We start from the raw sequence: 26,408 nt of genomic DNA, 5'->3' as shown, positions 1-26,408 counted from the left end.
CTCGGATTTCGATACTCCCTTTGTAGTAACGGACAGTACGGTGGAGCTATCGTTACCGCGGGCCGAAGTTCGGGATACCACTCCAGTCGGTGTCCCCGTCAACCTCTCCGAGATGATCCCGTTCGATGACCCGCACCCACGGGTGCTCGGCGATCCGTCGCATCTCGGTGGCTGTAGCGGTGTCGCTCGTGACCGCTGCGAGTTCGTCGGCGAGCGTCAGCGAGGTTTCCGCGATCCGACTCGTGGCGGTGCTATCGACTGAGACGGACGGACTCACGTAGTTCGTGAACCAGGTTCCGTAGTCGATGCTGGCGTCGGCCAGCCGCTCCATCAGCAGCGACAACAGCCGCGTCTCGAGTTTCCGTTCGCCGTCCAACTCACGGAGATAGAGTTCGTAGCACGCGGCGGCTGCGACGTTGTCGAGTACGTCGTGCGTCTTCGCCGCGTTCGTGCGGTTCACGTCGTTCGCAACGACGCGCGTGATGGAGAGGAGATAATAGAGGTTCTCCAGCGCAGCAGTTTCCGCGTCCGAAATCGACTCCGGCAGTACGAAATTCCGAAGGAAGTAATCGTCGAAGTGCATATCTCGAATTGCCCGGTTGTAGATGAGGATGTATGTGAACCAGTTCACGATTGGCGAGTTCAGCAGTAGCGCCATCACGGCGTTCGACGGCGCGTCGTCGTCGTTCACCACGATGTTCGTAACTGTCTCGAAGTTGAACGAAGCCGAAGGGTCGTACACAGCGGCGATTTTTACGTGGTCGTACGGATTCTGAACGTGTGCGATCAGATTCTGTGCGATCACCTTCGGCTGTGCCATCCGCTTTCGACCGCTTCCCGTCACTTTGCTATCGTCCACGCGATCGGAGGCCGGCTTCGTGAAGTACCGCTTTACTTCCCTCCCTTGAAACGCGATCGGTTCGCTCGGGTCGTCCGTCGCGTACCGACGGCCGGTTCCGCGGCCAACGTCGATATCGAAATCACCGAGTTGCGGCAGTTCGGACTCGTAAAGACCCTCCGCAACGTCGCGCTCGGCCGGCGACACGTTCACCGGAATCGTGCCGAGGTGGTCTGCGAACGGCTTTTTCATGTCCGCCACATCGTCCGTGTACGTCTCACCTTCGGGAAGTGCACCGCATTCGTAGCTGTCCGCACCCACCACATCCTGCGACAGATGAATCGTCACTTGCTCGTGTTGGACGTTGCGAAACGCCTTCCCTAAATCGAGTGCCCGAGCGAGCTTCGGTTGACAGAATTCGCGGTAGTCGCGCCACGTCGAATTGTACGTCCCCGCCTTCGGAACGATGAAACTCAACTCTCCATCGGTGAGTTTCCAGCTACGCTCGGTGAACATCTTCGCCACCTCTCGATCGTCTTCGATGAGGTCGTACGTGTCTTCCAGGATTCGCTTCTGCGTGCCGCGGAGGGTGCTTCCGTGCGGCGGGTTGCCGATTATAATGTCGAAATAGACCCCCCTGTTTGGCGCGTACGATTCCGGGAACTCGAACAACCAGTGGAACGGTTCGAGCGTTTCGATATCGCTTTTCAGGAGCGGACGTTCGACGCTGACGCTTCCCTGATCGGCCATCATTTCGAACACCTCTTCGATCGCGGATGCACTCGTCTTCCGAGTGTCTCTATGATACGCGGTCGTTTTCCAGTTCTTCTGTTCGCGGAAGCCACAACCGGATACCAGACTGCGCTCTTCGTCCCGCATGGCGCTGTCGAAATCGAGGTTGAGCTTTACGCGTCCCTCGACTTCGTCAATGATTTCGAGGTACTTGTCGAAACTCGAAACGTCCTGTTCGACGCGAACGTCGCGTTCCTTCACGTACACGCTGTTGAGCTTCTCGTTCAGCAGCTCTCGTTCTCCGAGTAGGCGCTGGCGGACTTCCTCGGCCGCGGCACCGTGCGTTCGCTGATACTCGGCGATGTCGCTCTGATACTGTTCGACCGCTTCGGGGTACTTGATCCGCTCGCCGTCGATCCAGTCGAACTCCTCGAGTTCGAGGAGAGAGCGCACGTCCGCACTCGCCACACCGATTAGACTATTTCCCTGACGAACGTTGAAATCGATGTTCGGAAGCGGTTCGGACTTCGGATTCTCACCGGTCAGATCGACGGTCGACGCGCTGATGAGCCACAACCACAGACGGAACTTACAGATCTCGGTCGCGCCCTCCAGCAGGTCGACGCCGTGAAGCGAGTTTCTGACGATGCTCCGCCTGATTCGGTACTTGTCTGGCGTTGCGTCCCGACTACACTTGATCCGCCAGTCTTCCAGGATGTCACCTAGTGAGCGGAGGAACGCACCGCTCCCCACACTCGGGTCGAGCGCGGTTAGTTCGGCCAGCACGCCGTCCATCAGTTCGAGCGTGACGCCTTCCGGGTTCTCCGCCTCCGGATTCAACGCTCGCTCGAAGTACTCCACCGGCCCGGGGAACGTCTCACCATCGATTCCGTGCTCTCGAACCAGAAGATTCGTGACGCGCGACCAGAGCGTCTCTCTGGTATTCTCCGTGGCGATGTAATCTGGAGTATAGTACGCGCCGGCTTTCTTGTTCCCCTTCAGCAGTTGCTCGCCGCTATCCGTGATGTCGAGATCGTCTAGTTCGTCGAGCGTCACTTGCTCCTCTTCGGAGAGTTCGCTGATCGTGATGACGAACTTCTCGTAAATGTGACCCAGGACTGCCGGGGAGAGCTTGTTCGCGGTGTCCCGACCGCCGAATGCGGCAGCGTTCCCCTCGTTTTCCGTGTCTGGGTAGTCGTCGATGAGCCAGTTGTAACCGTTGAGTTCGTCGACTAAGTTACGCCAGTCGAAGCTGGTCGTGTCCAAATCGCGTTCGGAGACGGTCCCGCCTGTCCTCGTCGGTATCCGGTGTTCGCGGAACAACCCGCCGTTCAGGTACGGGATGAAGATGGAGACGGAGTCCGTGATCGGATACTCGTTCGGATCTTTGCTGTTGAGATACTCGAAGAAGATCTCGTTCAGAAAATCGCCGAATTCGGTGTATTGCTCCAGTTGAAGAAACGTCTCCTTGGAATCCAACTCCAAGCGCTGGTTCGCGTCGTCTATCGCGTGAATGATGTTCTTCTCGACGAGAAAGTAACTGAAGATGAGGCGGTCGATGGTTCGTTGCGCCGCCAGCAGTTTCTCCTTGTCGGATACTTCGTCGCTGGCCGGTACGTCGTAGGCGCGTGCCAAGTCGAGACGGATGTCCCAGAGCTGGCGGTAGAATCGGTTGACGACCGCCCGGATGTCGAACAAGTCGTTGAACCCGGTATCGATGGTTTCGAGTTTCGACCGATCGCTCGATACCGCGTCGTCCGATCGGGAGAGCGACTGGTTGAAGACGAACCACTTGTTCTCACCGTGGGTTCGGTAGACGGCGACGCGCGCATCGTCCGCGTTCCAGAACCAGTAGTAGTCGAAATTACGAGTACGCCGCAGCTCTTTCACTACTTCCGAATGCGTGTCCGGGTCGATATCCTCGAAGTAGGCGAGACGACTCCGAGGGTCGAAGGCGAACGGAATCGATTCGCCATCGACCGCGGTCGCGTCGGAGCTTTCCCGCGAGAAGTATCCGTTCTCCTCGAGGAACGCTCGGTCGTAAGCTGTCGCGGCGTCGGTCATTATCTATTCTCGTTTCGAATACTGATTCAAATATACCTACCGACCGAGGGGGTGTCGGGCGGAGTTCACCGCTTCCGAAACGGACGACCGAGGCGAACACGAAGTCGTCGCTCCGAATCTCGTTTACCGCCTCTATCACCGAGTTCGACCGTGGACGATTCCGCGCATTACAAATCGGAAACCCAGAACAATCTTGTATCCCGACGAACTCCGTTAGCGCATGATAGACGAGACTGTCGAGGAGATACAGGAGATGCAGACGCACAGCTCCTCGACCGTCGCGGTCAAGGCCGCGCAGGCGCTGGAAGACCTCTTAGACCGAGAGTTCGAGACGGTCGAGGAGTTCGAGCGCGCGCTCGAACACAACAGCAACGCCCTCCGGCGGGCGAACCCTTCCCACGCCTCGCTCGTCACGACCCAGCGAGCCATCGTCACGATGGTCACTGACGCGGAAAATGAGTCGGTCGAAGAAGCCAAACAGAACACGAGCGAAGCCATCGACAGCGTCGTCGAGCAGGTCGTGACCGCCAAGCGCCGCGCCGCCGAGAACGCCGCCCCGCTGTTCGAGGACGGCCTGACGTTCATGACCCACGACTACTCCTCGACCGTGCTGGAAGCGGTCGAACAGGCCGTCACGGAGGGCGCGTACCTCGACGTGTACGTGTTGGAGGCTCGCCCGCGCTACCTTGGGCGTAAAACCGCCCGCGTGCTCGGCGAAATCGACCAAGTGGACGTGACCCTCATCGTGGACGGCGCCTCGGGCCACTATCTACCAGAGTGCGACCGCGTGTTTACCGGTATGGACTGCATCGTGGATGAGACGCTCTACAACCGCGTCGGAACGTTTCCCCTCGTCACCACCGCGAACGAGGTGGGCGTCCCCGTGACGACCATCGGCTCCAGCGCGAAGATAGTGGGCGAGGCGTTCCGCTTCGAGAACGATTTCCGCTCCGGAAGCGAAGTGATTCGAGAGCCGGCGGAAGGCTTCTCGGTGGCGAACCCGGCCTACGACGCGACGCCGACCCGCTTGCTCGATTCCGTCGTGACGGACGAGGGGACGTGGGAATACTGATTACTCGACTCCGACCCACTCCCCGCGCTCGTCGCTCTTGTCGATGGCGTCCAGTACGCGCTGAACAGCCAACCCATCAGTGAAGTTCGGATGGTACTCCTCGCCGGAGTCTATCGCCGAGAGGAACTCATAGTTCTCATGGACGAAGGTGTGCTCCCAGCCGATGACGTGGCCCGGGGGCCACCAGTGGTCGATGTAGGGGTCAGTCTCGTCGGTCACGAGCACCGTTTCGTAGCCCCGGTTGTCGCCTCTGAGGACTTCAAGTTCGTTGAGGCGTTCGAGGGAGAACTTCAGGCTTCCTTCGGAGCCGTGTATCTCGATGGTGTGGTCGTTCTTGTGACCGTTCGCGAACCGCGACGCCTCGAAGGTGGCCATCACACCGTTTTCCATCTCGGCCTGCGCGGAGTAGGCGTCGTCCACCGTGACGGGGCGGGTTTCGTCTTCGTCGGGAACAGGGCGCTCGTCCACGAACGTCTGTAGGTGGCCCGAGACGCGCTCCAAGTCGCCGACGAGGAAACGCGCGAGATCGATGGTGTGGGCGCCGAGGTCGCCGAGCGCGCCGCTGCCCGCCAGTTCCTCGTCGTTGCGCCACGACCACGGCGCGTCGGGGTCGACCAGCCAGTCCTGCAGGTAGCGCCCGCGGAAGTGGTGAATCTCGCCGAGCACGCCGTCGTCGATGAGTCTCTTGGCGTACTGGATGGCCGGGATGAACCGGTAGTTGAACGCGGTCGCGGTCGGCACGTCCGCCGATTCAGCGGCGTCGGCCATGCGCTCCGCGTCGTCCAGCGTGGCCGCGAGGGGCTTCTCGCAGAGCACGGGAACGCCCGCGTCGAGGGCGGCGACGGAGGGGTCGACGTGGACGAAGTTCGGCCCGAGGTTGTAGAACACGTCCACGTCGTCGATGATCTCCTCCCAGTCCGTGCTCGTTTCGGCGAACCCGAGGCGGTCTGCCGCGTCTTCGAGCGCGGATTCGTCCCGCCCGACGAGGACGTGGCGCTCCACGTCCGGTGCGTCGGGGAAGAACATCGGCAAGCGCGCCAGCGCGTTCGCGTGGGCGTTGCCCATGAATCGATAGCCGAGAACGCCGACTTTCAGTGTCATGGTTTGGCGTTCTTCGTGAGAGGGCTTAGTGTTTGATGGCTCGTCCCGCGACCAGTTCTTTGGGGAGATACTTTTGTCAGATGGATTTCGGTGAGCTGCGGTTCGAACCGTCCTCCAACGGTATCGTCGCGCTAACTTTGGAACCAGGGTGGCTGTGTCTCAGACAGTCCTCGGACGCTCTTAGCATGAGCGGTGAGATATCGTAGCGGTGGTATCCTCGAACGCCCGGCCCCTTTCAGTCCCACCCCACCTCCGCCACCGCAGGCCACACCCTCCCCAACCGACTCCTTCGCTCACGAAGACTTCGCGCGGACGCACCTTCAGTGCACCATAACGTCACAGTTCCGTCGCAACCGTCCGTCGTCCGCGGACACTCTCCATCAATTCGACACGCTTATCAAATAATCACCGCTTCGCAGAGCGTCCATGTCCGAAAATCACATCCGCGTCTCCGCTCGCGGTCTGATTCGCCGCGACGACGAAATCCTCGTCGCGCGAGACCGCGACCCGGCCGAGGACGATCACTTCCACTACCTCCTCGGTGGGGGCGTCGAATTCGGCGAGCACAGCGAAGACGCGCTCCACCGTGAGTTCGAGGAAGAGCTCGGCGTCTCGCTGGCGAACATCTCTCACTTCGGAACCTACGAAGAGGTGTTCACCTTCGACGGCCAGCGGACACACGAGGTCTGGCGCGTCTACGAGGCTGACATCGTGGAACCGTGGCCGTACGAACGGGATTCGTTTTCGGGCTACGAACCGAAGTTCGACGAAGAAATCGAATGTATTTGGAAATCCTTGTCCGACTTCACCGCGGGAGACGAGACACTCTATCCCGAACCGCTTCTTTCGAGCCTTTAGGCGCGCTCGCTACTCGGCCCAGTACGCTTCGCCGGGGTTCGTCCGGAACACCGCGCGCTCCAGCAACTCCACAGCCTTCTCCAGCCCTTCGCGCGAACTGGTCAGCGAGTCCTCGTGCTCGATGGAGAGCGCGCCGTCGTACTCGACCATCCGGAGCGCGCTGACGATATCCTTCCAGTGCTCCTCACCGTGGCCGTAACCGACCGAGCGGAACAGCCACGAGCGGTTGGCCTCCTCGGTGTACGGCGTCGTGTCGAGCACGCCCTTGTAGCGGGCCTGCGACTCGTACACCTTCGTGTCCTTTGCGTGGAAGTGGTGCATGGCGTCGTGTTCGCCGAGGAAGCGGATGGCTTCGGGCACGTCGATTCCCTGCCAATAGAGGTGGCTGGGGTCGAAGTTCGCGCCGATGCGCTCGTTGGTCGCGTTCCGCAGTTCGAGCAGTCCGGCGGGTTCGTGGACGAGCATGTTCGGGTGCATCTCGATGGCGACGTTCACGCCGTGGTCGGCGGCGTGTTCCGCGATGTCGCGCCAGTACGGGATGGCGACCTCCTCCCACTGGTACTCCAGCGCGTCGGCGTGCTCGCTCGGCCAGGGGGCGGTGACCCAGTTCGGCACTTCGTCGTTCGGACCGCCTGCGGGCAGTCCCGAGAAGCACGTGACCGCGTCCACGTCGAGTTGGTCGGCCAGTCGAATCGCCTCGCGGAGGTCGGTGTCCGCCTCCTCGGCCCGCTCGTCGTCCGGGTGAATCGGGTTGTTGTGGGTCGCCAGCGCGCTTATCCACATGTCGTGTTCGCCCAACAGGGAGTGGAGGTCGCTCTGGGCGTCGTCGTTATCGAGGTACTCGTCCCGCGGCAGATGGTCTTCGCCGGGATGACCGCCGCAGCCGATCTCGACCGCACCGACCCCGATGCCGTCCAGATAGGCGAGGGCGTCGTCCAGCGACTCGTCACCGAGTGGTACTGTGAGAACACCGATGTCCATAGCAGGAACGATTACTGCATTCGGGAATAAAATTTCGGTGGGGACGTTTACGCCGACCGAAAACTCATCCGAGGATATGAATCTCTCCGCACGATTCGAGGGCTTCGCCGAGTGGTGTGACGGCACGTCGCCACTCTACGAGTGCATCTCCCGCGGCGTCGCGTCCGACGCCGACCTGCTCTCGCTCGCCGAGGAAGTTCCCTCGGAGCGTTCTCCCCCGCACGTCCTGCTGGCCGCCGTCCACTCGCGGCTTCTCGCGGACACCGACCACCCGTTGGCCGACTACTACCCCAGCGTCACCGACGACCCCGCCGAGGGCGATCCGTTCCCTGCGTTCCGCGATTTCTGCGCCGAATACGAAGACGAACTGCTGCCCGTGCTCCACAGTCGCAGAACCCAGACGAACGCGGTTCGTCGCTGTACCGTACTCTTCCCGGCGTTCTCGCATGTCTCCCGCGAAGTCGGCGGCGAACCCCTCGCGCTGGTCGAACTCGGCCCGAGCGCCGGACTCAACCTCTGTTGGAACCGCTACGCCTACGATTACGGCGACGCGAGTCGGTACGGAACCGGCGAGTTCGCGCTCGACTCGGAGATTCGCGGCGGGTCGCCCCCGCTTCCGGACGAGTTCCCTCCGGTCGCCTCCCACGTCGGTATCGATCTGAACCCGCTCGACGTGCGCGACGAGGCGGACGTGCTGTGGCTCCGCGCGCTCGTCTGGCCCGAACACGGAGATCGCCACCGTCTGCTCGCGGGGGCCGCCGAAATCGCCCAGCACCACCCGCCCGACCTTCGGCAGGGGGACGCCGTCGAGTCGCTTCCGGACGTCCTACGGGAGATTCCGAACGACGTACCGGTCTGCGTCTTCGACACGCAGATGCGCTACCAACTGCCGGAGTCGGCGCAGGAGCGTCTCGGCGAGCGAATCGAAGAAGCGGCGGAACGACGGACGCTCCACTGGCTCTCGGGTCACGAGGCCGCGGCGGAGTGGGACAACGCGCTCACGCTCCGGTGGTTCGACGGCGAGGAATATCGGCGACTCGCGGCCTACGAACAACACGGGAAGTGGCTCCGGTGGTTACCGTAACTGCACCGCCGCATCCTGTTCCGCGGAGCGATAGATGGCGTCGATGACGCGCTGGACGGAGAGCGCCTGTTCGATGGTGTTGAGGTTCGGCGCGATACCCTCCCGGACAGCCTCGAAGAACACGCGCTGTTCGGCTTTGTGGGCGTCTTCCTGCCGGGTTCGGATGCTGGTGTCGGAAAAGTGGTCCGCGCCGACCATATCCGTCTCGTAGAGGGTGAGCGAGTCGTCGTGCTTGTCGAAGCTCGCCCCGGCGTCCGTCCCGCGGACGTAGTATTTCTCGTTCGACGCACGGTTCGCCGCCCACGCAACTTCGAGCGAGATGGTCTTACCACCGGCACAGCGGATGAACGCGCTCACGGAGTCGTCCACCGTGAAGGCACCCGATTTGGTGTCTTCGCCCCACATCTCGAGGTATGTGTAATCCTCTCGCCCGCCGAACTGCGACCGAACTTCGCCGCTCACTTCCACCACGTCGGGGAAGTCGTGGAGGTGCAGCGCGAGGTCGATGGCGTGGACGCCGATGTCGATGAGCGCGCCGCCGCCCGCCACGTCGCGGTTGGTGAACCACGACCCCCTGCCGGGAATCCCGCGACGGCGGATGTAGTTCGCCTCGACGTGGCGGGTCTTGCCGAAGCGCCCCTCGTCTTGATACCCCTTGATCACCTCGACCGGATTCCGGAAGCGGTTGTGGAACCCGACCATGCAGAAGCCCTCCGAGTTTCGGGCCGCCTCCGCGATTCGCTCCGCGCTTTCCAAGGTGTGTGCGAGCGGCTTTTCGAGTAGTACGTCGAGTCCGGAGTTGAGGGCGGCGATGGCGTACTCCTCGTGGAACTTGTTCGGCGTCGTGACGATGACGCAGTCGATGTCCGACTCGTACAGTTCTTCGTAGCTCTCGAACGAACGGGTATCATACTTCTCGGCGAATCGCGCGCGCGCGTCGGGGTTGATATCGACCCCGCCGACGATCTCGTGGCGCAAATCGGTGATTCTATCGGCGTGGTAGTGTCCAATATTTCCGAGACCGACGAACCCAACTCGAACCGGCTCACTGGCGCTCATAGTTACGGCTCACCTGTGAGACGGAGTTATTCTTTTCCCTTCGGCGGTCCGGCCGGTCGCAGTTGGTATTTCCGCTTTGGCTACCTGACCGGGGGCGAACAGAACTCGGAAGATCGCGGAGGGTCACGTCAATACAACTGTTGTTCTTTCTCTTCGCGTTCGCGCTCCCGCTTTTCGTCCGCCTTTCGCGCGGCGCGATTTGCGAGCAACGTTCGAATACCGGGAAGTATCTTGTTCTTCAAGTCGAGGGCGAACGAGACGATACCGTACGCCCAGAAGAAAAACAGGAGCGTCCCCGCGCCGAAATAGAACCAACCGAGTTCCGTCGGCATCTCAGTCGTCCCCCTCCGCTTCGGTGCCCGTCGTCTCCGCCTCGACCGGCGCGAACTCCAATCCGTGGGCGATGGCGTCGCCGGTTTGGGTGTCGAAGAGGTGGATGCGCTCCCTGTCGAGCACGACGTCCACGTCTTCGTCGATATCAATGTCTTTGTCGGGGTTGACACTCATCAGCAGTTGATGGGTGTCCTCCGCTTCCGCTTCCATTCCCGCCGTCTCGCCTTCGCCGGTGAGGATGTACACGAATATCTCGTCGCCCATCGGTTCGAGCACGTCCGTCCGCGCGCTGATCTGCTGCGTGGGGTTCGCCACCTTGTCGGCGTCTTGGACGAGATACACGTCCTCCGGGCGGACGCCGAGCGTCAATTCGTCACCGACCGCGACACCGTCGAGTTGGCCGGCGTCGAACTCGACGTGGTAGTCCGGCGTCTCCAACCCGTTCGAATCGACGGTTCCTCGCACGAAGTTCATGCTCGGCGAGCCGATGAATCCCGCGACGAACAGGTTCGTCGGCTCGTTGTAGCATTCGAGTGGCGGGGCGAACTGCTGGAGTTCACCCTTATTGATGACCGCGATGCGGTCGGACATTGTCATCGCTTCCGCTTGGTCGTGCGTGACGTAGACGATGGTCGCGTCGAGTTCCTTGTGGAGTCGCTGGAGTTCGGTACGCATGTGGACGCGCAGTTTGGCGTCGAGGTTCGCCAGCGGTTCGTCCATCAGGAACACGTCGGGTTCGCGCACAATCGCGCGGGCGATGGCGACGCGCTGGCGCTGACCCCCAGATAGCTCGTCCGGCATCCGTTCCATCATCCCTTCGAGCTGGACGATCTCGGTCGCGCGCTCGACGCGGCGGTCGATCTCGTCTTTGTCGTAATCGCGGAGCCGCAACCCGAAGCTGATGTTGTCGTACACGTCCATGTGTGGGAACAGCGCGATGTTCTGGAACACCATCGCTATTCCGCGATCTTTCGGCGGGAGGTTGGTCACCTCCCGGTTGGCGATGGTTATCGTCCCTTCCGTCGGCGTCGTCAGCCCCGCGACGGTTTCGAGCGTCGTGGACTTCCCGCACCCCGACGGGCCGACGAGCGTGACGAACTCGCCGTCCTCGATGCTCAGATTCATGTCGTTGACTGCCGTTACCTCCTGGTATCGTTTCGAAACGTGTTCTAAGTTGACTTCACCCATTTTGTATCACTCCTTTAGCGCACCAGCGGTGAGTCCGCTGACGATCTTTTCCTGTGCCACCACGACGAGGATAGCGATGGGCAGGACGCCCACGATGCTCGCCGCCGCCATCAGGTTGTAGAACTGAGCGTACTGACCCTGATAGCCCAGTATGCCCCACAGCAGCGGGGCCCAGTTCGACGGCTTCCCGTTCGTCATCAGGAACGAGAAGAAGAACTCGTTGTACACCGAGATAAATGTTAGCACTCCTGCCGTCGCCACGCCGGGTGCGGACAGCGGAATGATGACTCGGAACAGCGCGCCCAGTCGCGTCGTCCCCTCGATGCGTGCGGCGTCCTCCAGGCCGTCCGGAATCTGGCCGTAGAACGTCGTGAGGATGAATATCGACAGCGGCATGAACAGCGCGCTGAACGGTAACACCATCGCGCCCGGCGTGTTGTACAGCATCGGGCTACTGATACCGAGTATCTCCACGTTCCCGGTGAACAGTCGGAATAGCGGGAGCAGGAACGCCGCCGGCGGGAAGTAGGAGATGGCGAGGATGAGCAGCATCAACGCTCCTTTCCCGGGGAAGCTCAGCCGTCCGAAGACGTACCCCGCGAGACTGGCGAGCACCAACACGATAGCCGTCGTGATGAGCGCCAGCACGAAGCTGTTGAACATGAAGATGTGGAACGGCAACTGTTCAAAGATGGTCACGAACGCTTCGGGGTTGAACCCCTTCGGAAGGAACCAGATGTTCGAGATGGCCTGTCGGGGGGTCAACGCCAACACTAACAGCCAGTAGAACGGGAACAGCGTGGTGAACAGGAAGAAGATGGTCACCACGTAGAACATCGCCTGATACGTTCGTTCGGGATCCTGTATCGACCCCTGTACCCAGCGCTGGAACGGCCCTCCTTGAGTTTCAGACTGTGCCGTCTGGTCTGCTTGTGCCATCTAGAATCCCCCCTGTGCGCTGTCGCGGAACTTCACGATGTACACCGACACCACGATTCCGATGATGGCCGCCGTGACGAACGCGATGGCCGCCGCGGTACCGTATCGCCGGGTGCTGAACGTCGTGACGACCAGACAGGACAGCGACGGCACCGTCGTACAGCTCGACATCGTCTCGATGAGGCCGAAGATCCGCATCGCCGCGATGGTTCGGAAGAGCATGGCGACCAACACGGTCGGGAGCACGAGCGGCAGGGTGATCATCTTGAACTGCTGCCACTTCGACGCGCCCGCGACCTTCGCCACGTTGTAGAGGCTCCGGTCGATGCTCTGGAGCCCTGCGAGGATGAGCAGGGCCATGAACGCCGTCGTCTTCCACACGTCCGCGACGACGATGATGCCGAGCGCGGAACTACTACTTACCAGCGGCGTGCTCGTCAATCCTATCATTTCCATGACCGACGCTCCGAATCCGATGCCCGGCTGGAACATCAGGTAGAAGATCATCCCCTGAATGACGATGGGTACCGCCCACGGGATGATGATGGCGACCCGAACCCAGCGCCGACCGCGGAAGTCCTGGTCGAGCACGAGCGCCTGCCCGAATCCGATGACCGTCTCGATGGCGACGCTGATGATCGTGAAGATAAACGTTACGGTGAGCGCGCTCTTGAACGGTTGGCTGAAGTCCATGAACGGCTGCGGGAGCGCCACGGTGTCCAGCTTCCCCGTCAGGAGGGCGACGTAGTTCCGAAACCCGACGAACTCGCCGACCTGTGACGCACCGCGAAGGCTGTCGGCGCGAAGCGACATCTCGAACGTGCTGATGAGCGGCCAGAACGCGATGAGGCCGAGCAGTAACAGCGCCGGCAATAACAACAGGTAGGCGAACTGCGTCTCACTCAAATTCTCGACCCACCGGACGGTGCCGGCGTACACCCCGGATTTCGGCTCTTCCCTGCGTGATTGTTCTGTTGACATACGTATCACACCCTACTTGTTGTAGTTCTCGATCTCCTTGATCTGGCTGTTCAGCGTCGACATCGCCTGCTTTGGGGCCGCCGCCCCGGAGTAGGCCGAGTGAACACCTTGGGCGATCTTCCCGGACTGCTGCGGCCAGACGACCGACACCGGACGCGGTAGGGCGTTTTGCCCTGCGACCTTCAGCGTGTCGACGTACCGACCCATGACCGGGATATTCTTCGCCCGTTTGGTTTCGAGAACCCCCGGTTCCGGCGGAATCCAGCCGATCGTCTCGAATAGCTTGAGTTTGAAACTCTCCTTGGTCATCGCTTCCAACACCTGCACCGCCTTGTCCTTCTTGTTGCTGTTCGGGTTGATGGCAACGTTCCACCCGCCGAGCGCCGAGGCGATGCCGCCGAGTTCTTTTTCTTTAGCCTCTCCTTCCTTCACGCCGTACGGAATCGGCATCACGCCGAGGTCTTTGCCGAAGACCTTCTTTTCGCCGTTGATGAGGATGGAGTACGGCCAGTTACGGTGCATGACCGCGTTCCCGTTGGTGAACGGCGCACGCGATGTCTCTTCCGTCCAACTCAACACCGCTCGCGGCGCAATGCCGCCCGCGTAGCCGTTCAGGGTGTTCGGAGCGCTGTTTCCGTGGATGAACGTCCGAATCATCTTCACCGAGTCGATGACGTTCTTCGAGTCGAGTGTGACTGGACGCTGTCCGACGGGACCGAGGAGGTTCTTCGTGCTGCCGAAGTACGTGCCGCCCCAACTGGTGATGAACTCGTTGAAGTCACAACAAGACAACCCTTCGTAGATGCTCGACTGGAAGGTGAATCCGTAGTCGATCTGCTTCTTGTTGTCCTGCATTACTTTCTTGGTGACTTTCGAGAACTTCTTCCACGAGATTCCCTTCGTCGCCCAGTTCTCCTTGTCGGGGCTGAATCCAGACTTCTTCACCAAGTCCTTGCGGTACTGTATCGTCCCGAAGTCGGAGAACAGCGGGATGGCGTATAGGTCACCGCTGTTCGACTTCCCGGTGATGACGCTCCCTTGGAAGTAGTCGTTGTTGACCTTGTTGAGCGCCTGCTTCGACATGTAGTCGCTCAAATTGAGCAACTGACGCCGGGCGATGAACGGTATCGCCCACCCGCTGTCGACGAGCAGCATGTCCGGCTCTGATAAGTTGGCGGACAACCATCGTTGGTACTGCGACTGCCTCGCACCGGTTTGCTCGTTGCCCGCGAGGACTTCGAGTTTGATGCTCTCGTCGAGTCCTGCTTCGTAGAGTGCCTTTTCGATGGCATCTTTGTTCGTTCTTACGTCGTCGTCGGCCGCCCACTGGATGACATTCGGATTACTCGATTGGCCTCGACTGGTGCATCCAGCGAGGCCCGCTGCCGTTCCAGAAGCGCCGACAGCCTTCACGAACGTTCGTCGTGAAACGCCGTCTCGCCGACGACAATCGTCGCGCTCGCTAACACCTACCATGCATTGACAAAAGGTAGCAAATCCATTTATAACTTTGGTGCGATTGACTACTGTGGTTGTAGTGTTTTCTGGTCACGCCGTGCTACACTCGCGTAAATTGAATGCAGGCCGTGTAAAACTGTTTATGGCCGATATCTATCATTTCACTCATCCCGCTCAGTAAACGCACGACACGCCGATAGAGACGGCTCCGAGACGACTGCCACTTCTGTCTCGCGGAAACATCAAACACTTCAGATGAGTACAATCACTTCGAAACTGTACGAAATCGTAGGTGGTTCGGTCGCTCGCGCCCTCCCACGTCCGCCCCGTGGTACGTCCTCTTGAACACCGTTGGACGTGGTCGACTCGCCGGCGTCAAATGTTCGCTATCTCGCGCGACCAGACCGGCGACTTCGGCGATTCGAGCCGCTCTATCTCCTCGTCTGTGAGCGAGACGTCGATGGATTCGACGTTCTCCTCCAGATGGTCTATGGTTCGAGGGCCGACGATGGGCGAATCGACCACGGGTTTGTGGAGCAACCACGAGAGACTGACCTGTGCGGGCGTGACACCCTTCTCCTCGGCGATGGCTCGCACCTCGGCCAACACGGCCCAGTTCTCGTTGGTGAACCGCGCTTCGGTGTGCTCGTCTTCCGCCGCGCGGCCCTCGGTAACCTCCTCGTCGCGGTCATACTTCCCCGTCAGGAACCCACCAGCGAGCGGCGACCACGGGATGACGCCGACGCCCTCCGATTCGCAGACGGGTAAGACGTTCTGCTCCTCGTGGCGATCCACGAGGTTGTACTCCGGTTGCATGCACGTGAACCGCTCGTAATCGCGGCTGTCGCTCTCGTAGAGCGCCTTCGTGAACTGCCACGCGGCCATCGTGCTCGCGCCGACGTAGCGAACTTTCCCCGTCTCGACGAGGTGGTCGAGCGCCGAGAGCGTCTCCTCGATGGGCGTCGTCTCGTCCCAGCGGTGGATCTGGTAGAGGTCGATGTAGTCCGTGCCGAGCCGGTCGAGACTCGCCTCCGCTTGGTCGAGGACGTGTTTCCGGGAGAGACCCTGTCCGTTCGGATAGTCGCCCATATTCCCGAACACCTTCGTGGCGACGACGAGTTCGTCGCGGTTGCGTTCCTCGATGGCTTTACCGACGATCTCCTCGCTCTCGCCGCGCGAGTAGACGTTTGCCGTGTCGAGGAAGTTGATGCCCATCTCCAGCGCGCGGTCGATGAGTTCGAGACTCGCCTCCTCGTCGTTCATCATCCACGGCTGGTCGCTCCCGAAGTTCATACAGCCCAGACAGAGGCGCGAGACTTCGAGGCCCGTGCTCCCCAATTTCGTGTACTCCATCTCCGTCATGGCTAGTGGATTACTCGGGCGGAAGTATAGGGTTGTGGGCGGACGGGCTAGGGGACAGCACGAGACGAAAGGTTGAGGTGCCAGAGTCGATGCGTAAGGGAGTTTTCTGGGACAACTTCGAAGAGTCGATTATCACAGAGTGTTCTCGCCACCCACGAACGACCCCCGTCGCCCGAACACTCAAACTGTTCGCCTTCCAATCCCTCGTCGATGTTAGACGACTTGCGAAAGCCCGAGTACACGGGAGGAAACAGGTGCTGGCCCTGCACGGTGTCGAACGCCGTCCTTCTTTTCTTCGTGTGTGCGGGCGTCGCCCGACTGCTTCCCGCGAGACGCGCTCGACGCCTCGGGGTCGCCTCGGCGCTCGGACTCGTCGGCAGTGCTGCCATCGCGCTTCGGGGCTATCTCGTCCCCGGCACGCCGCGGTTCGCACCTCGACTCGTCGACGCGCTCGTGGGCGACCCGGCCAAACCGATGGAAGCCGGGTCGCTCGCGGAGGAGGCTGACGACGACGCGGGGGAGCGCGCGCTGGACGCACTTCTCGCCGGGGAAATCGTCCACGCTGTCGGCGACTCCCTCCACCTCGACGAACGATTCAGAACCGACTGGCGCGCGGAGATGCGCCGCGTTCGAGAGCGCGACCTGGTGTCGGCGGTGCGCGACGCCGCACCCGCCCCCGTCGACGTCGAACTCGTCGAGGGTGGCGACTGGGTCGTCGTCTCGGCGGGCGGCCCCGAAAGCGAACGGTGGCTCTCGCGGCCCATCGCAATCGCCGAGGTGGCGGCGGTTCGGGCGCTGGCCGAGTCCGATATCGACCCCGCAGTTCGCGTGCAGTCGGCGTCCGCACTGCGGGCGTTCCTCCGCGAGTGTCCGGACTGCGGCGTGGAACTCGAAGAGACGACGGCCGACCGCTGTTGTGGCAGCGGTACGAGTCCCCTATCACCCCCCGACGAGGTGCTTGCCTGTCCGACGTGCGACCAGCACGTCTTCCGATTCTGACGCTCGTCGCGTTTTACCCCGCGTCGCTTACCGCTCGTAGGCGGGCGGTTCGTCCGTTCCGACTCGAATCTCGTGCGCTTCGATGTCTTCGAGGGCGGCGACCTGCCCGCCGACCGTGACCGTACCGTTCTCCGTCTCGACCGACATCCCGGCGACGCGCTCACCGCCTTCGAACGAGAAGCCGACGACCTTCCCGCGAACGACTCGCTCCCGTCCGCTCTCGATGTCGCGGCCCTTGATGGTCGCGTAGAACTCCCCCTCCAGTTCCTGAATCTCCTTGACGCACCGCCGGATGGAGGCGTAGCGCCGGGGGAACCCCCTGTCGCTCCCGTCAGCGAAGAGGGTTCGCTCCGCGGTGGTCCAGAGGACGGTACCGAAGAAGCCGGAGACGAGAAAGCCCAGCGCGGAGCGATTGAAGATGACGCCGTACCGGTCGCGGTCGTCGCGCAGGGCGTCTTGCGTGGCATACATCGAGTATTCGCCGTCCGCCACCGCGACGACTGGTGTGGTGATTCCCCGGCGGGCGCGGACGGTCGTCGCCACGGCGTCGTAGTCAAACTCCTCGGGTTCGGGCGCTTCCGAGGCCGGCGTAACGAGCAGTTCCGTGCTCACGCCGGAGTCGATGGCGGTGCTGAGGTCGTCCTCGAAGCGTTCGAGCAGATCGGGCGTCAGCGACAGCGCGAGTTCGTACTCCGCCTCGGCGATGACGTCTTCGAGGTATCGGAGGATGGTCGAACGCGATTTCACTAGTGAGACGGCCTCGGTGTCCCGCGTCGGGGCGGTGTATCGGTCTTCGAGATTCGATATCATATCGCCGAGCGACGACTGCACGTCGGAGAATGCCTCCTCGGGGTCGATCGCGATGACCTTCATTGGGCGGGATTCGCGGAGTTCGACGAGCCCTCGGTCGCTCAGACTCCGGACGGTGTCGTACACCCGCGGTTGCGGGATGTCCGTGCGCTCCGCGATTTCGCTCGCGGTCAGCCGTCCGTGTTCGAGCACCGTGAGGTAGGCGTCGATCTCGTACTCCCCGAGGTTGAACCGTTCTCCGACTCGTTCGAGCGTCAGATAGAGGTCGTCGGAGGTCATTACCCAGAGCAAATCCACGGAGGATTATAGTAACCCGCCTTTTGCGACGGTCGAGAGCCAGCGCCCGCGCCGACGCGGGACTTGCCACACCGACCATCGTAAAAGGTTCACATGTACATCCGGTCGTCCGGGCGCTCGGTTTCCTGAACCGTCTCCAGTCGCGCCGCGAGTTCGGCGTAGTATTCGCCCACCTCCTCGGCGAACGCCTCCAGCGGGTCGGTGTCGACCGAGACGCCGTACACGTCGCGGACGGCGTCGATGAGTCGCAGGGCCGCTTCCACGTCCGGCGTCTGGGCGTGGACGGGGGTGACGTACACCCCTGTCGTGAGCGACGACTCGAGTCCGCGAGCGACGAGGGTGGCTTTCGTCCCGTCGAGGAAGCCGCGACCCATCCCCGGGATGTCGACGCCGTCGAGGCGCTTCTTGCGGTAGTCGTCCGTGGCGACGTAGAAGACCCGGTGTTCCTCCGGACCGTGGGGAACCGGGATTCCGGAGAGGACGGCGATCTCCTCGACCCCGTTCCCCTGCGTCCAGTCGAGGATGGCGCTGGCGAACGAGTCAGCGGCCCAGACCGGAACGAACAGTTCGCCGACGAGCATTGTCAGGTCGAGATTCGGCCGGGAGAACAGCCGGGTGTGGTGGTGCGGGCGTCCGTTCTGGAACGGCGTGATGGCGGGGAGTCGCTCGGCGGTGACGTGTCCCGTCTCTTCGAGGTCGAGCTGTTCGACGAGATACTCGACCGCGGTCAGCCCGGCGAGTCCGAACTCCGATAGTCCGGCCAGCAGGGTTTCGCTCGGCTCCTCGTCGTGACGTATCTCGAACGAGACGCGCGGAGATCGTGGGTCGGAACTCATGGTTCGGATTCGACGCGCTGGGACTTAGTTCGTACTCCTGTCTGCGAGTTTACATTCGGGAGACAGAAATGGAGAGGTTTTACTAAGACTGGTGAGAGGGGGGACTCATGCCGACGCTCGAAGGTCTGCTTGGCGATGTCGCTCGGTGGCTCGGAGACGTCGGTAGTTTCCCGGTCGCGGGCGCTACCATCACGGACGTCCTCCTCGCCGCGCTGTACGTTCTCCTCGGGTGGTACGTCTCGAAGTTGGTCGTCAGCCTCGTCGGGCGGCAGGTGGCACGGCGATTCCGCAGGCCGAGCGTCACGAAGACGATTCTCCGGGCGATTCGCGGTACGATCCTCTTCGTCGCGGTCGGGTTCGCGGTGGCCCGATTGCACTGGACGCCGTCGGACATTCTGCTGTCGGTGACGGTGTTCTCCGCGGCGGTCGGTCTCGTCCTCGCGCCCATCGTCGGGAGCGTCATCAACGGACTGTTCGTACTGGCCGACCAGCCCTACGAGATCGGCGACCTCATTGAACTCGTCGACGGCAGCGCGCCGGGTGCCGGAACGCGGGGCTACGTCGAGGACATTACCCTCCGATACACCAAGATATTCACCCTCGAAAACACCTTTCTCGTCATCCCGAACGCGACGATGCGCGAACGCGACGTAATAAACTACTCAGCCGAGGACACTCGCTCTCGTCTCTCGCTTCAACTGCTCGTCACCTACGAAGGCGACCTCCAAGAAGCGCGAGCCATCATGGAACGGGCCGCCCGAGAGACGCCGGAAGTCGTCTCGACCGGGCCGGATATCCGCATCGGAAGCGCGCGCTACCCGAGCGATCCGGTGGCGAACATCAGGGACTACGCCGACCACGGCGTCCTGCTCGACCTGCGCTACTGGGTGAAAGACCCCTACAACATGCTCCGCGTCAGGTCGCGGATACTGGAGCGAATCTGGGACGAGATCGAGGACGCGGACGTGGAGATCGCCTACCCCCACTCCCACCTCGTCTTCGACGATACGAGCGGTGTCGCGCGGGTGTCGGTCGACCCCGAACGTGCACACCACCCGGTCGAGTTCGACGACCCTTAACCCACCGTGATGAGTTCGCAGTCGACCTTCTCCCTGAGGAAGTTCTCGATGTCCGGATCGTCCACCAGTCGGCGGATCGCGCGCCGCCATCGACCCATCTGCTTGCGACCGATGACGACCACGTCGGAGCGCGTCGCCGCGATCTCTTCGAGGATCGTCTCTTCGACCAAGAAACCGTCGCGGACGACGTAGCGGGCGTTGGTGATCCGACCGAACGCCGACTCGACGGTGCGTTTCAGCTCGGTTCGCGTTGCGTCGTTCCCCCGGTGGTAGAGGTTGATGTGTAAGACCGTGAGATCGGCGCCACGCGCTTCCGCCACGTCGATGGCTTCGGAGAGCGTCCGACGGGAGTGGTTCGATAGCGGATACCGAACCGGAACGAGGACGCGGGTCATACGAGATGAATCGCACCCCACTCGGGAGAACCTTACTATCGACGTGCAATGCGACCGTCGATCTCGGGTTCGACGCCGAACTCGCGGGCGTAGTCCGCCAGCACCTCGTACTGGACGTCGCCGACCTCTACGCGGTGCTCTTCGCCGAGCGCGGGAAACTCCCGGTCGGTGTGGAGGAGGTACTCGGTCGTGGCGAGGGTGTACGTCGCGTCCTCGTGAATCGGGTCGCCGCCGACGGTCGCTGATTTGAGGCCGCCCTCCGTCCGATCCCAGACGAGTTTCGCCCCGCTCAGATGGGCGTGCCACCAGTCTGGTTCGCCGAAGGTGACGGTCGCGCCGTGGGCCTGTCGAAACACGTCGAGCAGTTCCTCGCCGGAGAGTTCCGCGACGGCGACGTGCTCCTGAAACGGGACGACGCTCACGAGGTCGGCGACCGTCACCTCGCCCGCGAGCGAATTTCCTTCGCGGATGCCGCCGCTGTTCTGGAGGCCGACGTCCGCGTCGGTCGCCCAGCGGTAGGCGTCGGCGACGAAGTTGCCGATTCGACTCTCGCCCCGGAACGTCGTCGCTTCGGTTCGTTCGATGGGGTCGTCGACCGTGGCGACGACCGCGTCGAGTCCCGCCGCCGCCATGCGCTCGCGCATCGTCGCCGCCACATCGTCGTCTCGCGGCGCGTCGGCCACGGGGTGCCGGGTCACGGTCGGGTCGGACTCGAACTCGATTTCGAGGAGGACGCGGGCGTTCACGCCGGGGCGGGTCAGGAGCGTTCCGCTCAGTCGCTCTATCTGCTCGGAGTGAACGTGGCCGCCGAGTATCACGTCCACGTCCACGGTGGCCGCGAGTTCCTCGTCGCCGCGACCGAGGTGGGAGAGGGCGACGACGTACTCCGCGCCCTCGTCTCGGAGGTGGGAGACGGCGTCCCTGGCCGCCGGGATCGGGTCGGCGAAGCAAAGGTCGGTCGCGTTCGGATTCAGGGCGGGCGTCGTGGGGTCGGTCAGGCCGAAGAACCCGACTCGCGTCCCGTCGAATTCGCGGACTGCGTGGGGGACGGTTCCGGCGGCTGTGGCGAATTGGTCGCCGTGCTCTCGGACGTTGGCGGTGAGCCACGTCTGCGGGGAGCGCCGGACGAACTCGCGGGCGCGCTCCACGCCGTAGTCGAAGTCGTGGTTGCCGAACGTCTCGAAGTCGGGCGAGACGGCGTCGAAGAAATCGAGCGCCTGTGCGCCTTCGGTGACGAGCGAGAGGACGCCGGGGGAGGTGTTGTCGCCGGTTCCCACCACGAGCGTCCGGTCGTCGCGGAGGCTGTCGATACACCCCGCGAGACGACCGATGTGGTCGGGTTCGTCGTAGGCGTTCTCGATGTCCGAGTAATGGAGGAGACGGAGAGCCATCGCCGAGAAATCTCGGGCGCGGGACAAGACTCCTTCGATGCGTTCAGTATCCCTAAATCGCTGGAGTGACAAACGGGGCGTGATGAACGAAACGACGACGTCCGACGGCGAAACGGTCTACATCAGTGCATCGGAGGGAACGCGCGGGTCGAAGGGCGTGTTCTTCGTCGTCTATCGGTCGCCCGAGGGGGAGCGTCGGTACGGCTACTTCTGTGCCAACTGCGAGACGCTCGACAACGCGATGGATTCGATGGGTCGTATCGAGTGCAACAGGTGCGGAAACCTCCGGAAGGCGACGGAGTGGGACGCGGCACACGAGTAGATGGCCGCGTTTTTTATCCGTGTGCCGACCAGAGAATCGATATGGCTTCGACCGACCAGCAACTCGTCGACGAACTGGATAGCAGAGTCGAGACGCTCACGCTCGACGACGCGGTGCGACTGGTCGAGACCCACCACACGGACGGGCCGGGCGTCGAGCGCAAAGTGTTGGAGTCCTACTTCGACGCGACCGAGTACGGCGAGGACGCGTTCCCGTCTTCGTTGGAAGAGAGCCTGACCGACGCGGGTTCGTGGCAGGGCGGTGGTCACGTCTACGTACTCGGCGGCGGGCGAGTGAGTGCTTTCCCACGGCGCTGGCACGAAGAACTCGGCGATACGATGGATCTCCGCGAGTACCTCCGCGTTATCGGGGACGACGCGGTGAGAACTACCGGCTCGGAGCGCGCATCGGTCACGGAGGACGGCGTAGCGGAGGGGATGCTGCTGGACGCGGCGGCGGCCATCGGAGAGATGGAACGCGACGATGTCCGCGACCGACTGAAGGCGCTTCGGGACGAGGGCGAGGTCGAAGCGAATCCCTCCCAGCACCCGAATCCGTGGTTACAACTCACCTGATTCGATTATTTCTATTTTCTAAATATCAAACTGTATCCGCCGAATCCTGCAAGAACATTTATTACACGGAGTGTGGTACTCTCAAACGGATGGCCCCTGTTAGCACACCACCGGCCAAGGAGGCCAGATCGATTTTCAACAGTCTCGGCTACGAGGTGCTGGACGACGGCGACGAGTTCCGGGCGAGACGAAAGTGGCGCGAAGTACGAGTCACGGCGCTCGCGGACACCGCGGACGCGCCGAAACGCGGCGAACTCCGCTGTTTCGTCACGTGGGAAGAGAACGCGTCACGGCTTCGTCGGCAGTTAAGCGACTCCAATCCGGAGTACGAGTGGGCGATCATCGCGGTTCGAGAGGGCGGGGACTACGAAGTCGCGCGAGCACCACCCTGTCGCGTCGCGGTGTAGCCACGGTCGAGACCGCTCGGCCCTCTAAAGCGAATCGATTTTTTCCGTTCGAGTTCGGCACGAACGTCAGTCGACGAGTCACGCCGGTCGCGGGAGCTGTTCTTAGCGAGGTTCCGGCGGGGAAACCGCGAAGAGAACGTACGCGGCGAAACCCAGAAATCCAGTGGCCGCGACGACGAGTCCCCACTGCCACCGTCCGTTATCGCGCTCGGAGGCGTCGAACCAAACGAGGGCGCTAAGTACGAGCCACGTGAGCACCGCGAACGTCAAGGCGGGGTGTCTTATTATACGTCTTAGTCTCGATTCCTGAAACATATCTCTCGCGGTGTAGCGATGACGAACAATCGCGCTCTTGCACTCTTAGCGCTCCTGTTTGCGAGCAGGCTTCGCCTGCGAACACGGACGGGCGACCCGATTTAGGCCGCCTGTCCGCAGGCGGTGCAGTGTCGGTCCTAGCAATAGGTCACGTTCCGTAATCGCGACTCTCGTCGGGTGCCGAAGGCGCGGAACTCGATTCGTCGAGTACGAAGACACAAACCGCGAGAGCACGAATCATCGGTCTAACGATGGACGACCACACGCGTGATTCGACCGCCGACCCGCCGCCGACCGGTCTAACCCCGGCGGGGTGGCTCCCCGAGGAGGAACTGTGGGAGCACGGCACTCTCCGCCGAGCGACTATCCACGGCGTTCGCCTCTACAACTCCGGGGAGTTCCACGAGAGCCACGACTGCTTCGAGGACGAGTGGTACAACTACGGAAACGGGACGACGGAGAGCGCCTTCCTCCACGGGATGGTGCAGGTCGCGGCGGGGGCGTACAAACACTTCGACTTTGAGGACGACGGCGGTATGCGCTCGCTGTTCGAGACGGCGCTCCAGTACCTCCACGGCGTCCCTCGGGACTTCTACGGCGTAGACGTGCTCAACGTGCGGACGAAGCTCACGAACGCGCAGAACGACCCGACGGTTCTACACAGGTGGCAGATTTCGCTCGACGGAGCGCACCCCGAAGCGAGAAAGAAAGATTTCGTCTACGCGGAGACGCTCGACTAGGATGAAAAATCATCGTGTTTTCTCGTTTGAGTGCGAGTGTAAAGTGCTTTCAAGCTTCGACACCTGCCCTCGATAAATGCGCATCGAGCAGCTAGGTGAAGGGACACCGGAAGTCGCTGTCGTCGCCGGGATTCACGGCGACGAACCGTGCGGACCGCGCGCCGTGGAACGACTACTGGCCGAAGACCCGACTGTCGAGCGCCCGGTGAAGTTCGTTATCGTGAACGAACTGGCGCTGGAACGGAAGGTTCGGTACGTGAACGAAGATCTGAATCGCGTGTTTCCGGGCGACCCGAACGCCGAGCACTACGAGCACAGACTGGCCCACGAGTTGCTCGACGAACTCCGCGACTGTACGGTGCTCTCGCTGCACTCCACGAAGTCGTACGCTCGTCCGTTCGCGCTCGTTGATCGGGTGAACGCCGTCGCCCGCTCCATCTGTCCGTACCTCCCCGTCTCGGAGCTGGTCGAGACCGACCGCTTCACAAAGGGGAAACTCATCTCGCATCCGCATACGCTCGAAGTCGAGTGCGGACTACAGGGGTCGGACGAGGCGGCGGAGAACGCCTACGATCTCATCCGAGGCTTCCTCGCCGGAACCGCCGTGCTCCCGCTTCCGGGGGGCGACAACCCGGTCGAGGCAGGCCAGCGCGACGAGGTGACGGTCTACCGGATGGAACAGCCGGTGCGGAAGAACGGCGGGACGGAGTTCGAGGTGTTGGTGGAGAACTTCCACCACGTCGAGGCGGGCGAGGCGTTCGCCACCGCGGACGGCGAGGAACTGGTCGCGGAGGAGCCGTTCGTTCCGGTGCTGATGTCCGCCTACGGGTACGAGGATATCCTCGGATACACGGGGGAAGAAGTGGGAGTGTTGGGCGACTGAACGGCCAATTATTCCTCTTGAGGTGCGAACTCGACCAGCGTCAAATCGCGGTCGAGGGCGCAGTAGTCGTGGGGCGGGTCGCCGACGATCTTCGAAATCTGGTACTCCTCGTCAAACTCCGCCCCGGCGGGTTCGCAGAACTCGTGGCTCGGGCACTCGACGTGAGGGCACGAACCGCCGAGTTTCGCCTTGCTTCCGGCGTAGGCGTTCCTCGCGGGGACGTTGGCGCAGACGCTCGTCGGTTCGACTTCGACGGCGCTGACGCCGTCGTCGTGGACGCCGCAGGGAAGCGTCTGTGCGCCCTCGCGGACGTCGGTGATGCGGTACTTCACCCCCTCAGAGAGATTGAGACACTGATTGCGATATGGACAGCCTTCGCAGGCGCTGGCCTCGCCCTGATAGACGAACTCCTGACCGGCTTCGACGAGGCTGGTTCCGATGAGCGTGATGGTGGACATACTCGGGCGTAGGGCGGGTGGTCGGTTAAGCCTCTCGCCCCGTCAACTCGTCCAGTCGATCGAGATACGCCTCGCGGGGAACTTGGTAGCACGCCCGGTAATCTACCTCCCCGCGCGCGAACTTCGCGGCGAGCTCGACGGCGGCGTCGAACGCCTCGTCGCGCGTCGGGAAGCGAGGCGTCTCGGAGAGGGTCACGTTCGGTTCGAGGTAGAACTTGAGATACCACGAGTCGGTCGTGCGATGCTCCTGCGGCGGGCGGTTCGGCGTCCCCTGCGTGAGATAGATGGTGGGAAGACACTCAGGTGGAAACTGCTGTGTGTCGAACACGTCCGGGCGGTACGCGAGGATACATCGACCGTCGGGTTCGTCGTTCCAGACGATCCACGATTCCGGAAGCGCTTCTTCGGGCATGGACGAAGGTTAATGCCGTAGCGGGGTAAGGGTTGTCAGTCCGGAGCGACAACTGAGTATATAAAAGGTGCACTATTGAAGTTTTCACCACTTACCGTATTCCGTGTTTTCAGCCGTCACAGGTCGTATGTTCGGAAACTCGGAGTTCTTAATCCAAATGAAAAAAGTCTTGTGGTCGGACAACAGTTATATATCTCCTCATCCCATCTATTAAATAGTATCGGGTGGCAGTTGCCCACACGGTACACGGTCTCGAACCACGCTCCGGTCGCCAAATAGGATTCGTCGGAACGCGCCGACCCGGTCATCGACCCGAGTGGTGGATGGCACGCACATGATCCCCCGACAGACACCGACGTCAACGCGGGCGCGACCGTCGTCGCCCGGACTGCCCTCTGTGAGAGCCATCCCTTCGTTTCGACCGACAAACCTTAGTGGG

At 62.1% G+C, this 26,408-nt stretch carries 28 protein-coding genes; 10 read left to right on the top strand and 18 right to left on the bottom strand.

The genetic code is table 11. The features are described 5' to 3' along the window. Positions 1-52 precede the first annotated feature (52 nt). Complete coding sequence (locus LIW51_RS10855) at positions 53-3,634, bottom strand: Eco57I restriction-modification methylase domain-containing protein (RefSeq protein WP_227374154.1); 3,582 nt, start codon at positions 3,632-3,634, stop codon at positions 53-55. A 220-nt stretch (positions 3,635-3,854) separates the two neighbouring features. Here LIW51_RS10855 and LIW51_RS10850 point away from each other — a divergent pair, with 220 nt between their 5' ends. Then, positions 3,855-4,706: an eIF2B alpha/beta/delta subunit family protein gene (locus LIW51_RS10850; protein ID WP_227374153.1), complete on the top strand. Its 852-nt coding sequence runs from the start codon at positions 3,855-3,857 to the stop codon at positions 4,704-4,706. Here the strand turns inward: LIW51_RS10850 and LIW51_RS10845 are convergent, their stop codons facing one another. Beyond that, positions 4,707-5,807: a Gfo/Idh/MocA family protein gene (locus tag LIW51_RS10845; RefSeq protein ID WP_227374152.1), complete on the bottom strand. Its 1,101-nt coding sequence runs from the start codon at positions 5,805-5,807 to the stop codon at positions 4,707-4,709. 426 nt (positions 5,808-6,233) lie between these two features. Between LIW51_RS10845 and LIW51_RS10840 the strand changes: the two genes are divergently transcribed. After that, on the top strand, positions 6,234-6,665 hold the full coding sequence (locus LIW51_RS10840) for an NUDIX hydrolase (RefSeq protein WP_227374151.1): 432 nt from the start codon (positions 6,234-6,236) through the stop codon (positions 6,663-6,665). Positions 6,666-6,674: 9 nt separating this feature from the next. On the opposite strand, the gene LIW51_RS10835 is transcribed toward LIW51_RS10840, so the two are convergent. Further along, positions 6,675-7,646 (bottom strand): sugar phosphate isomerase/epimerase family protein, encoded by a 972-nt coding sequence (locus tag LIW51_RS10835; RefSeq protein ID WP_227374150.1) that lies wholly within the window; start codon positions 7,644-7,646, stop codon positions 6,675-6,677. A 76-nt stretch (positions 7,647-7,722) separates the two neighbouring features. Here LIW51_RS10835 and LIW51_RS10830 point away from each other — a divergent pair, with 76 nt between their 5' ends. After that, a complete protein-coding gene (locus tag LIW51_RS10830; protein ID WP_227374149.1) occupies positions 7,723-8,730 on the top strand; it encodes a DUF2332 domain-containing protein in 1,008 nt (335 codons plus the stop codon). Here LIW51_RS10830 and LIW51_RS10825 read toward each other — a convergent pair. From LIW51_RS10825 to LIW51_RS10795, 7 genes are all read right to left on the bottom strand, one after another. Further along, positions 8,722-9,789, bottom strand: a complete 1,068-nt coding sequence (locus LIW51_RS10825) for a Gfo/Idh/MocA family protein (RefSeq protein ID WP_227374148.1) — start codon at positions 9,787-9,789, stop codon at positions 8,722-8,724. The genes LIW51_RS10830 and LIW51_RS10825 overlap by 9 nt on opposite strands. A gap of 128 nt (positions 9,790-9,917) precedes the next feature. Further along, the gene (locus LIW51_RS10820) at positions 9,918-10,121 is read right to left on the bottom strand and encodes a DUF8005 family protein (RefSeq protein ID WP_227374147.1); all 204 of its coding nucleotides are present in this window, start codon (positions 10,119-10,121) and stop codon (positions 9,918-9,920) included. A gap of 1 nt (position 10,122) precedes the next feature. Then, on the bottom strand, positions 10,123-11,310 hold the full coding sequence (locus LIW51_RS10815; protein WP_227374146.1) for an ABC transporter ATP-binding protein: 1,188 nt from the start codon (positions 11,308-11,310) through the stop codon (positions 10,123-10,125). A gap of 6 nt (positions 11,311-11,316) precedes the next feature. Continuing rightward, entirely contained in the window at positions 11,317-12,249 is a 933-nt protein-coding gene (locus tag LIW51_RS10810) for a carbohydrate ABC transporter permease (RefSeq protein ID WP_227374145.1), read from the bottom strand. Beyond that, complete coding sequence (locus tag LIW51_RS10805) at positions 12,250-13,230, bottom strand: carbohydrate ABC transporter permease (RefSeq protein ID WP_227374144.1); 981 nt, start codon at positions 13,228-13,230, stop codon at positions 12,250-12,252. 12 nt (positions 13,231-13,242) lie between these two features. After that, positions 13,243-14,706, bottom strand: a complete 1,464-nt coding sequence (locus LIW51_RS10800; RefSeq protein WP_227374143.1) for a substrate-binding domain-containing protein — start codon at positions 14,704-14,706, stop codon at positions 13,243-13,245. A gap of 357 nt (positions 14,707-15,063) precedes the next feature. Then, positions 15,064-16,050 carry an aldo/keto reductase gene (locus tag LIW51_RS10795; RefSeq protein WP_303659908.1) on the bottom strand — a complete coding sequence of 329 codons (987 nt, stop codon included), beginning with the start codon at positions 16,048-16,050 and terminating at the stop codon, positions 15,064-15,066. 210 nt (positions 16,051-16,260) lie between these two features. Between LIW51_RS10795 and LIW51_RS10790 the strand changes: the two genes are divergently transcribed. Then, positions 16,261-17,049 (top strand): DUF8054 domain-containing protein, encoded by a 789-nt coding sequence (locus LIW51_RS10790; RefSeq protein WP_227374142.1) that lies wholly within the window; start codon positions 16,261-16,263, stop codon positions 17,047-17,049. A gap of 27 nt (positions 17,050-17,076) precedes the next feature. On the opposite strand, the gene trmB is transcribed toward LIW51_RS10790, so the two are convergent. Beyond that, positions 17,077-18,138, bottom strand: a complete 1,062-nt coding sequence (trmB, locus tag LIW51_RS10785) for an HTH-type sugar sensing transcriptional regulator TrmB (protein WP_227374141.1) — start codon at positions 18,136-18,138, stop codon at positions 17,077-17,079. Between the two features lie 107 nt (positions 18,139-18,245). After that, positions 18,246-18,992 carry a proteasome assembly chaperone family protein gene (locus tag LIW51_RS10780; protein WP_227374140.1) on the bottom strand — a complete coding sequence of 249 codons (747 nt, stop codon included), beginning with the start codon at positions 18,990-18,992 and terminating at the stop codon, positions 18,246-18,248. Between the two features lie 107 nt (positions 18,993-19,099). Between LIW51_RS10780 and LIW51_RS10775 the strand changes: the two genes are divergently transcribed. Continuing rightward, positions 19,100-20,071, top strand: a complete 972-nt coding sequence (locus tag LIW51_RS10775; protein ID WP_227374139.1) for a mechanosensitive ion channel family protein — start codon at positions 19,100-19,102, stop codon at positions 20,069-20,071. On the opposite strand, the gene LIW51_RS10770 is transcribed toward LIW51_RS10775, so the two are convergent. Together LIW51_RS10770 and LIW51_RS10765 are read right to left on the bottom strand one after the other, a co-directional pair. Then, the gene (locus tag LIW51_RS10770) at positions 20,068-20,466 is read right to left on the bottom strand and encodes a universal stress protein (RefSeq protein WP_227374138.1); all 399 of its coding nucleotides are present in this window, start codon (positions 20,464-20,466) and stop codon (positions 20,068-20,070) included. The two genes, LIW51_RS10775 and LIW51_RS10770, sit on opposite strands and share 4 nt — an antisense overlap. Positions 20,467-20,501: 35 nt before the next feature. Next, entirely contained in the window at positions 20,502-21,857 is a 1,356-nt protein-coding gene (locus tag LIW51_RS10765; protein ID WP_227374137.1) for a bifunctional metallophosphatase/5'-nucleotidase, read from the bottom strand. 82 nt (positions 21,858-21,939) lie between these two features. Here LIW51_RS10765 and LIW51_RS10760 point away from each other — a divergent pair, with 82 nt between their 5' ends. The 3 genes from LIW51_RS10760 (at position 21,940) to LIW51_RS10750 (ending at position 23,161) form a co-directional block, all read left to right on the top strand. Next, on the top strand, positions 21,940-22,179 hold the full coding sequence (locus tag LIW51_RS10760) for a DUF5816 domain-containing protein (protein WP_227374136.1): 240 nt from the start codon (positions 21,940-21,942) through the stop codon (positions 22,177-22,179). A gap of 41 nt (positions 22,180-22,220) precedes the next feature. After that, positions 22,221-22,754, top strand: a complete 534-nt coding sequence (locus LIW51_RS10755; RefSeq protein WP_227374135.1) for a hypothetical protein — start codon at positions 22,221-22,223, stop codon at positions 22,752-22,754. Positions 22,755-22,843: 89 nt separating this feature from the next. Continuing rightward, positions 22,844-23,161 (top strand): DUF7116 family protein, encoded by a 318-nt coding sequence (locus LIW51_RS10750; protein ID WP_227374134.1) that lies wholly within the window; start codon positions 22,844-22,846, stop codon positions 23,159-23,161. A 102-nt stretch (positions 23,162-23,263) separates the two neighbouring features. Here LIW51_RS10750 and LIW51_RS10745 read toward each other — a convergent pair whose 3' ends face one another. After that, positions 23,264-23,419: a hypothetical protein gene (locus tag LIW51_RS10745; RefSeq protein ID WP_227374133.1), complete on the bottom strand. Its 156-nt coding sequence runs from the start codon at positions 23,417-23,419 to the stop codon at positions 23,264-23,266. Positions 23,420-23,727: 308 nt separating this feature from the next. Here LIW51_RS10745 and LIW51_RS10740 point away from each other — a divergent pair, with 308 nt between their 5' ends. Both LIW51_RS10740 and LIW51_RS10735 read left to right on the top strand, forming a co-directional pair. Beyond that, positions 23,728-24,216, top strand: coding sequence for a DUF309 domain-containing protein (locus tag LIW51_RS10740; protein WP_227374132.1), 489 nt, complete (start codon positions 23,728-23,730; stop codon positions 24,214-24,216). 76 nt (positions 24,217-24,292) lie between these two features. Beyond that, the gene (locus tag LIW51_RS10735; RefSeq protein WP_227374131.1) at positions 24,293-25,099 is read left to right on the top strand and encodes a M14 family metallopeptidase; all 807 of its coding nucleotides are present in this window, start codon (positions 24,293-24,295) and stop codon (positions 25,097-25,099) included. Between the two features lie 8 nt (positions 25,100-25,107). On the opposite strand, the gene LIW51_RS10730 is transcribed toward LIW51_RS10735, so the two are convergent. The 3 genes from LIW51_RS10730 to LIW51_RS10720 all read right to left on the bottom strand — a co-directional run bounded on the left by LIW51_RS10730 (position 25,108) and on the right by LIW51_RS10720 (position 26,377). Beyond that, positions 25,108-25,557: a UPF0179 family protein gene (locus LIW51_RS10730; protein WP_227374130.1), complete on the bottom strand. Its 450-nt coding sequence runs from the start codon at positions 25,555-25,557 to the stop codon at positions 25,108-25,110. A 25-nt stretch (positions 25,558-25,582) separates the two neighbouring features. Continuing rightward, a complete protein-coding gene (locus tag LIW51_RS10725) occupies positions 25,583-25,969 on the bottom strand; it encodes a DUF5820 family protein (RefSeq protein ID WP_227374129.1) in 387 nt (128 codons plus the stop codon). 210 nt (positions 25,970-26,179) lie between these two features. Then, positions 26,180-26,377 (bottom strand): hypothetical protein, encoded by a 198-nt coding sequence (locus tag LIW51_RS10720; protein ID WP_227374128.1) that lies wholly within the window; start codon positions 26,375-26,377, stop codon positions 26,180-26,182. Positions 26,378-26,408 lie beyond the last annotated feature (31 nt).

Source organism: Haladaptatus halobius (genome assembly GCF_020618475.1).
Lineage (GTDB): Archaea > Halobacteriota > Halobacteria > Halobacteriales > Haladaptataceae > Haladaptatus > Haladaptatus halobius.
This window is presented reverse-complemented; position numbering and strand designations above follow the sequence as displayed.

Excerpts from the sequence above, each read along its gene's own strand:
- LIW51_RS10795 (WP_303659908.1), bottom strand. The coding sequence starts at position 16,050 with ATGACGGAGATGGAGTACACGAAATTGGGGAGCACGGGCCTCGAAGTC.
- LIW51_RS10850 (WP_227374153.1), top strand. The coding sequence starts at position 3,855 with ATGATAGACGAGACTGTCGAGGAGATACAGGAGATGCAGACGCACAGC.
- LIW51_RS10725 (WP_227374129.1), bottom strand. The coding sequence starts at position 25,969 with ATGCCCGAAGAAGCGCTTCCGGAATCGTGGATCGTCTGGAACGACGAA.
- LIW51_RS10845 (WP_227374152.1), bottom strand. The coding sequence starts at position 5,807 with ATGACACTGAAAGTCGGCGTTCTCGGCTATCGATTCATGGGCAACGCC.
- LIW51_RS10790 (WP_227374142.1), top strand. The coding sequence starts at position 16,261 with ATGTTAGACGACTTGCGAAAGCCCGAGTACACGGGAGGAAACAGGTGC.
- LIW51_RS10720 (WP_227374128.1), bottom strand. The coding sequence starts at position 26,377 with ATGGCTCTCACAGAGGGCAGTCCGGGCGACGACGGTCGCGCCCGCGTT.
- LIW51_RS10840 (WP_227374151.1), top strand. The coding sequence starts at position 6,234 with ATGTCCGAAAATCACATCCGCGTCTCCGCTCGCGGTCTGATTCGCCGC.
- LIW51_RS10835 (WP_227374150.1), bottom strand. The coding sequence starts at position 7,646 with ATGGACATCGGTGTTCTCACAGTACCACTCGGTGACGAGTCGCTGGAC.
- LIW51_RS10855 (WP_227374154.1), bottom strand. The coding sequence starts at position 3,634 with ATGACCGACGCCGCGACAGCTTACGACCGAGCGTTCCTCGAGGAGAAC.
- LIW51_RS10775 (WP_227374139.1), top strand. The coding sequence starts at position 19,100 with ATGCCGACGCTCGAAGGTCTGCTTGGCGATGTCGCTCGGTGGCTCGGA.
- LIW51_RS10815 (WP_227374146.1), bottom strand. The coding sequence starts at position 11,310 with ATGGGTGAAGTCAACTTAGAACACGTTTCGAAACGATACCAGGAGGTA.
- LIW51_RS10750 (WP_227374134.1), top strand. The coding sequence starts at position 22,844 with ATGGCCCCTGTTAGCACACCACCGGCCAAGGAGGCCAGATCGATTTTC.
- LIW51_RS10730 (WP_227374130.1), bottom strand. The coding sequence starts at position 25,557 with ATGTCCACCATCACGCTCATCGGAACCAGCCTCGTCGAAGCCGGTCAG.
- trmB (WP_227374141.1), bottom strand. The coding sequence starts at position 18,138 with ATGACCTCCGACGACCTCTATCTGACGCTCGAACGAGTCGGAGAACGG.
- LIW51_RS10755 (WP_227374135.1), top strand. The coding sequence starts at position 22,221 with ATGGCTTCGACCGACCAGCAACTCGTCGACGAACTGGATAGCAGAGTC.
- LIW51_RS10825 (WP_227374148.1), bottom strand. The coding sequence starts at position 9,789 with ATGAGCGCCAGTGAGCCGGTTCGAGTTGGGTTCGTCGGTCTCGGAAAT.
- LIW51_RS10780 (WP_227374140.1), bottom strand. The coding sequence starts at position 18,992 with ATGAGTTCCGACCCACGATCTCCGCGCGTCTCGTTCGAGATACGTCAC.
- LIW51_RS10765 (WP_227374137.1), bottom strand. The coding sequence starts at position 21,857 with ATGGCTCTCCGTCTCCTCCATTACTCGGACATCGAGAACGCCTACGAC.
- LIW51_RS10810 (WP_227374145.1), bottom strand. The coding sequence starts at position 12,249 with ATGGCACAAGCAGACCAGACGGCACAGTCTGAAACTCAAGGAGGGCCG.
- LIW51_RS10820 (WP_227374147.1), bottom strand. The coding sequence starts at position 10,121 with ATGCCGACGGAACTCGGTTGGTTCTATTTCGGCGCGGGGACGCTCCTG.
- LIW51_RS10760 (WP_227374136.1), top strand. The coding sequence starts at position 21,940 with ATGAACGAAACGACGACGTCCGACGGCGAAACGGTCTACATCAGTGCA.
- LIW51_RS10830 (WP_227374149.1), top strand. The coding sequence starts at position 7,723 with ATGAATCTCTCCGCACGATTCGAGGGCTTCGCCGAGTGGTGTGACGGC.
- LIW51_RS10805 (WP_227374144.1), bottom strand. The coding sequence starts at position 13,230 with ATGTCAACAGAACAATCACGCAGGGAAGAGCCGAAATCCGGGGTGTAC.
- LIW51_RS10770 (WP_227374138.1), bottom strand. The coding sequence starts at position 20,466 with ATGACCCGCGTCCTCGTTCCGGTTCGGTATCCGCTATCGAACCACTCC.
- LIW51_RS10800 (WP_227374143.1), bottom strand. The coding sequence starts at position 14,706 with ATGGTAGGTGTTAGCGAGCGCGACGATTGTCGTCGGCGAGACGGCGTT.
- LIW51_RS10735 (WP_227374131.1), top strand. The coding sequence starts at position 24,293 with ATGCGCATCGAGCAGCTAGGTGAAGGGACACCGGAAGTCGCTGTCGTC.
- LIW51_RS10740 (WP_227374132.1), top strand. The coding sequence starts at position 23,728 with ATGGACGACCACACGCGTGATTCGACCGCCGACCCGCCGCCGACCGGT.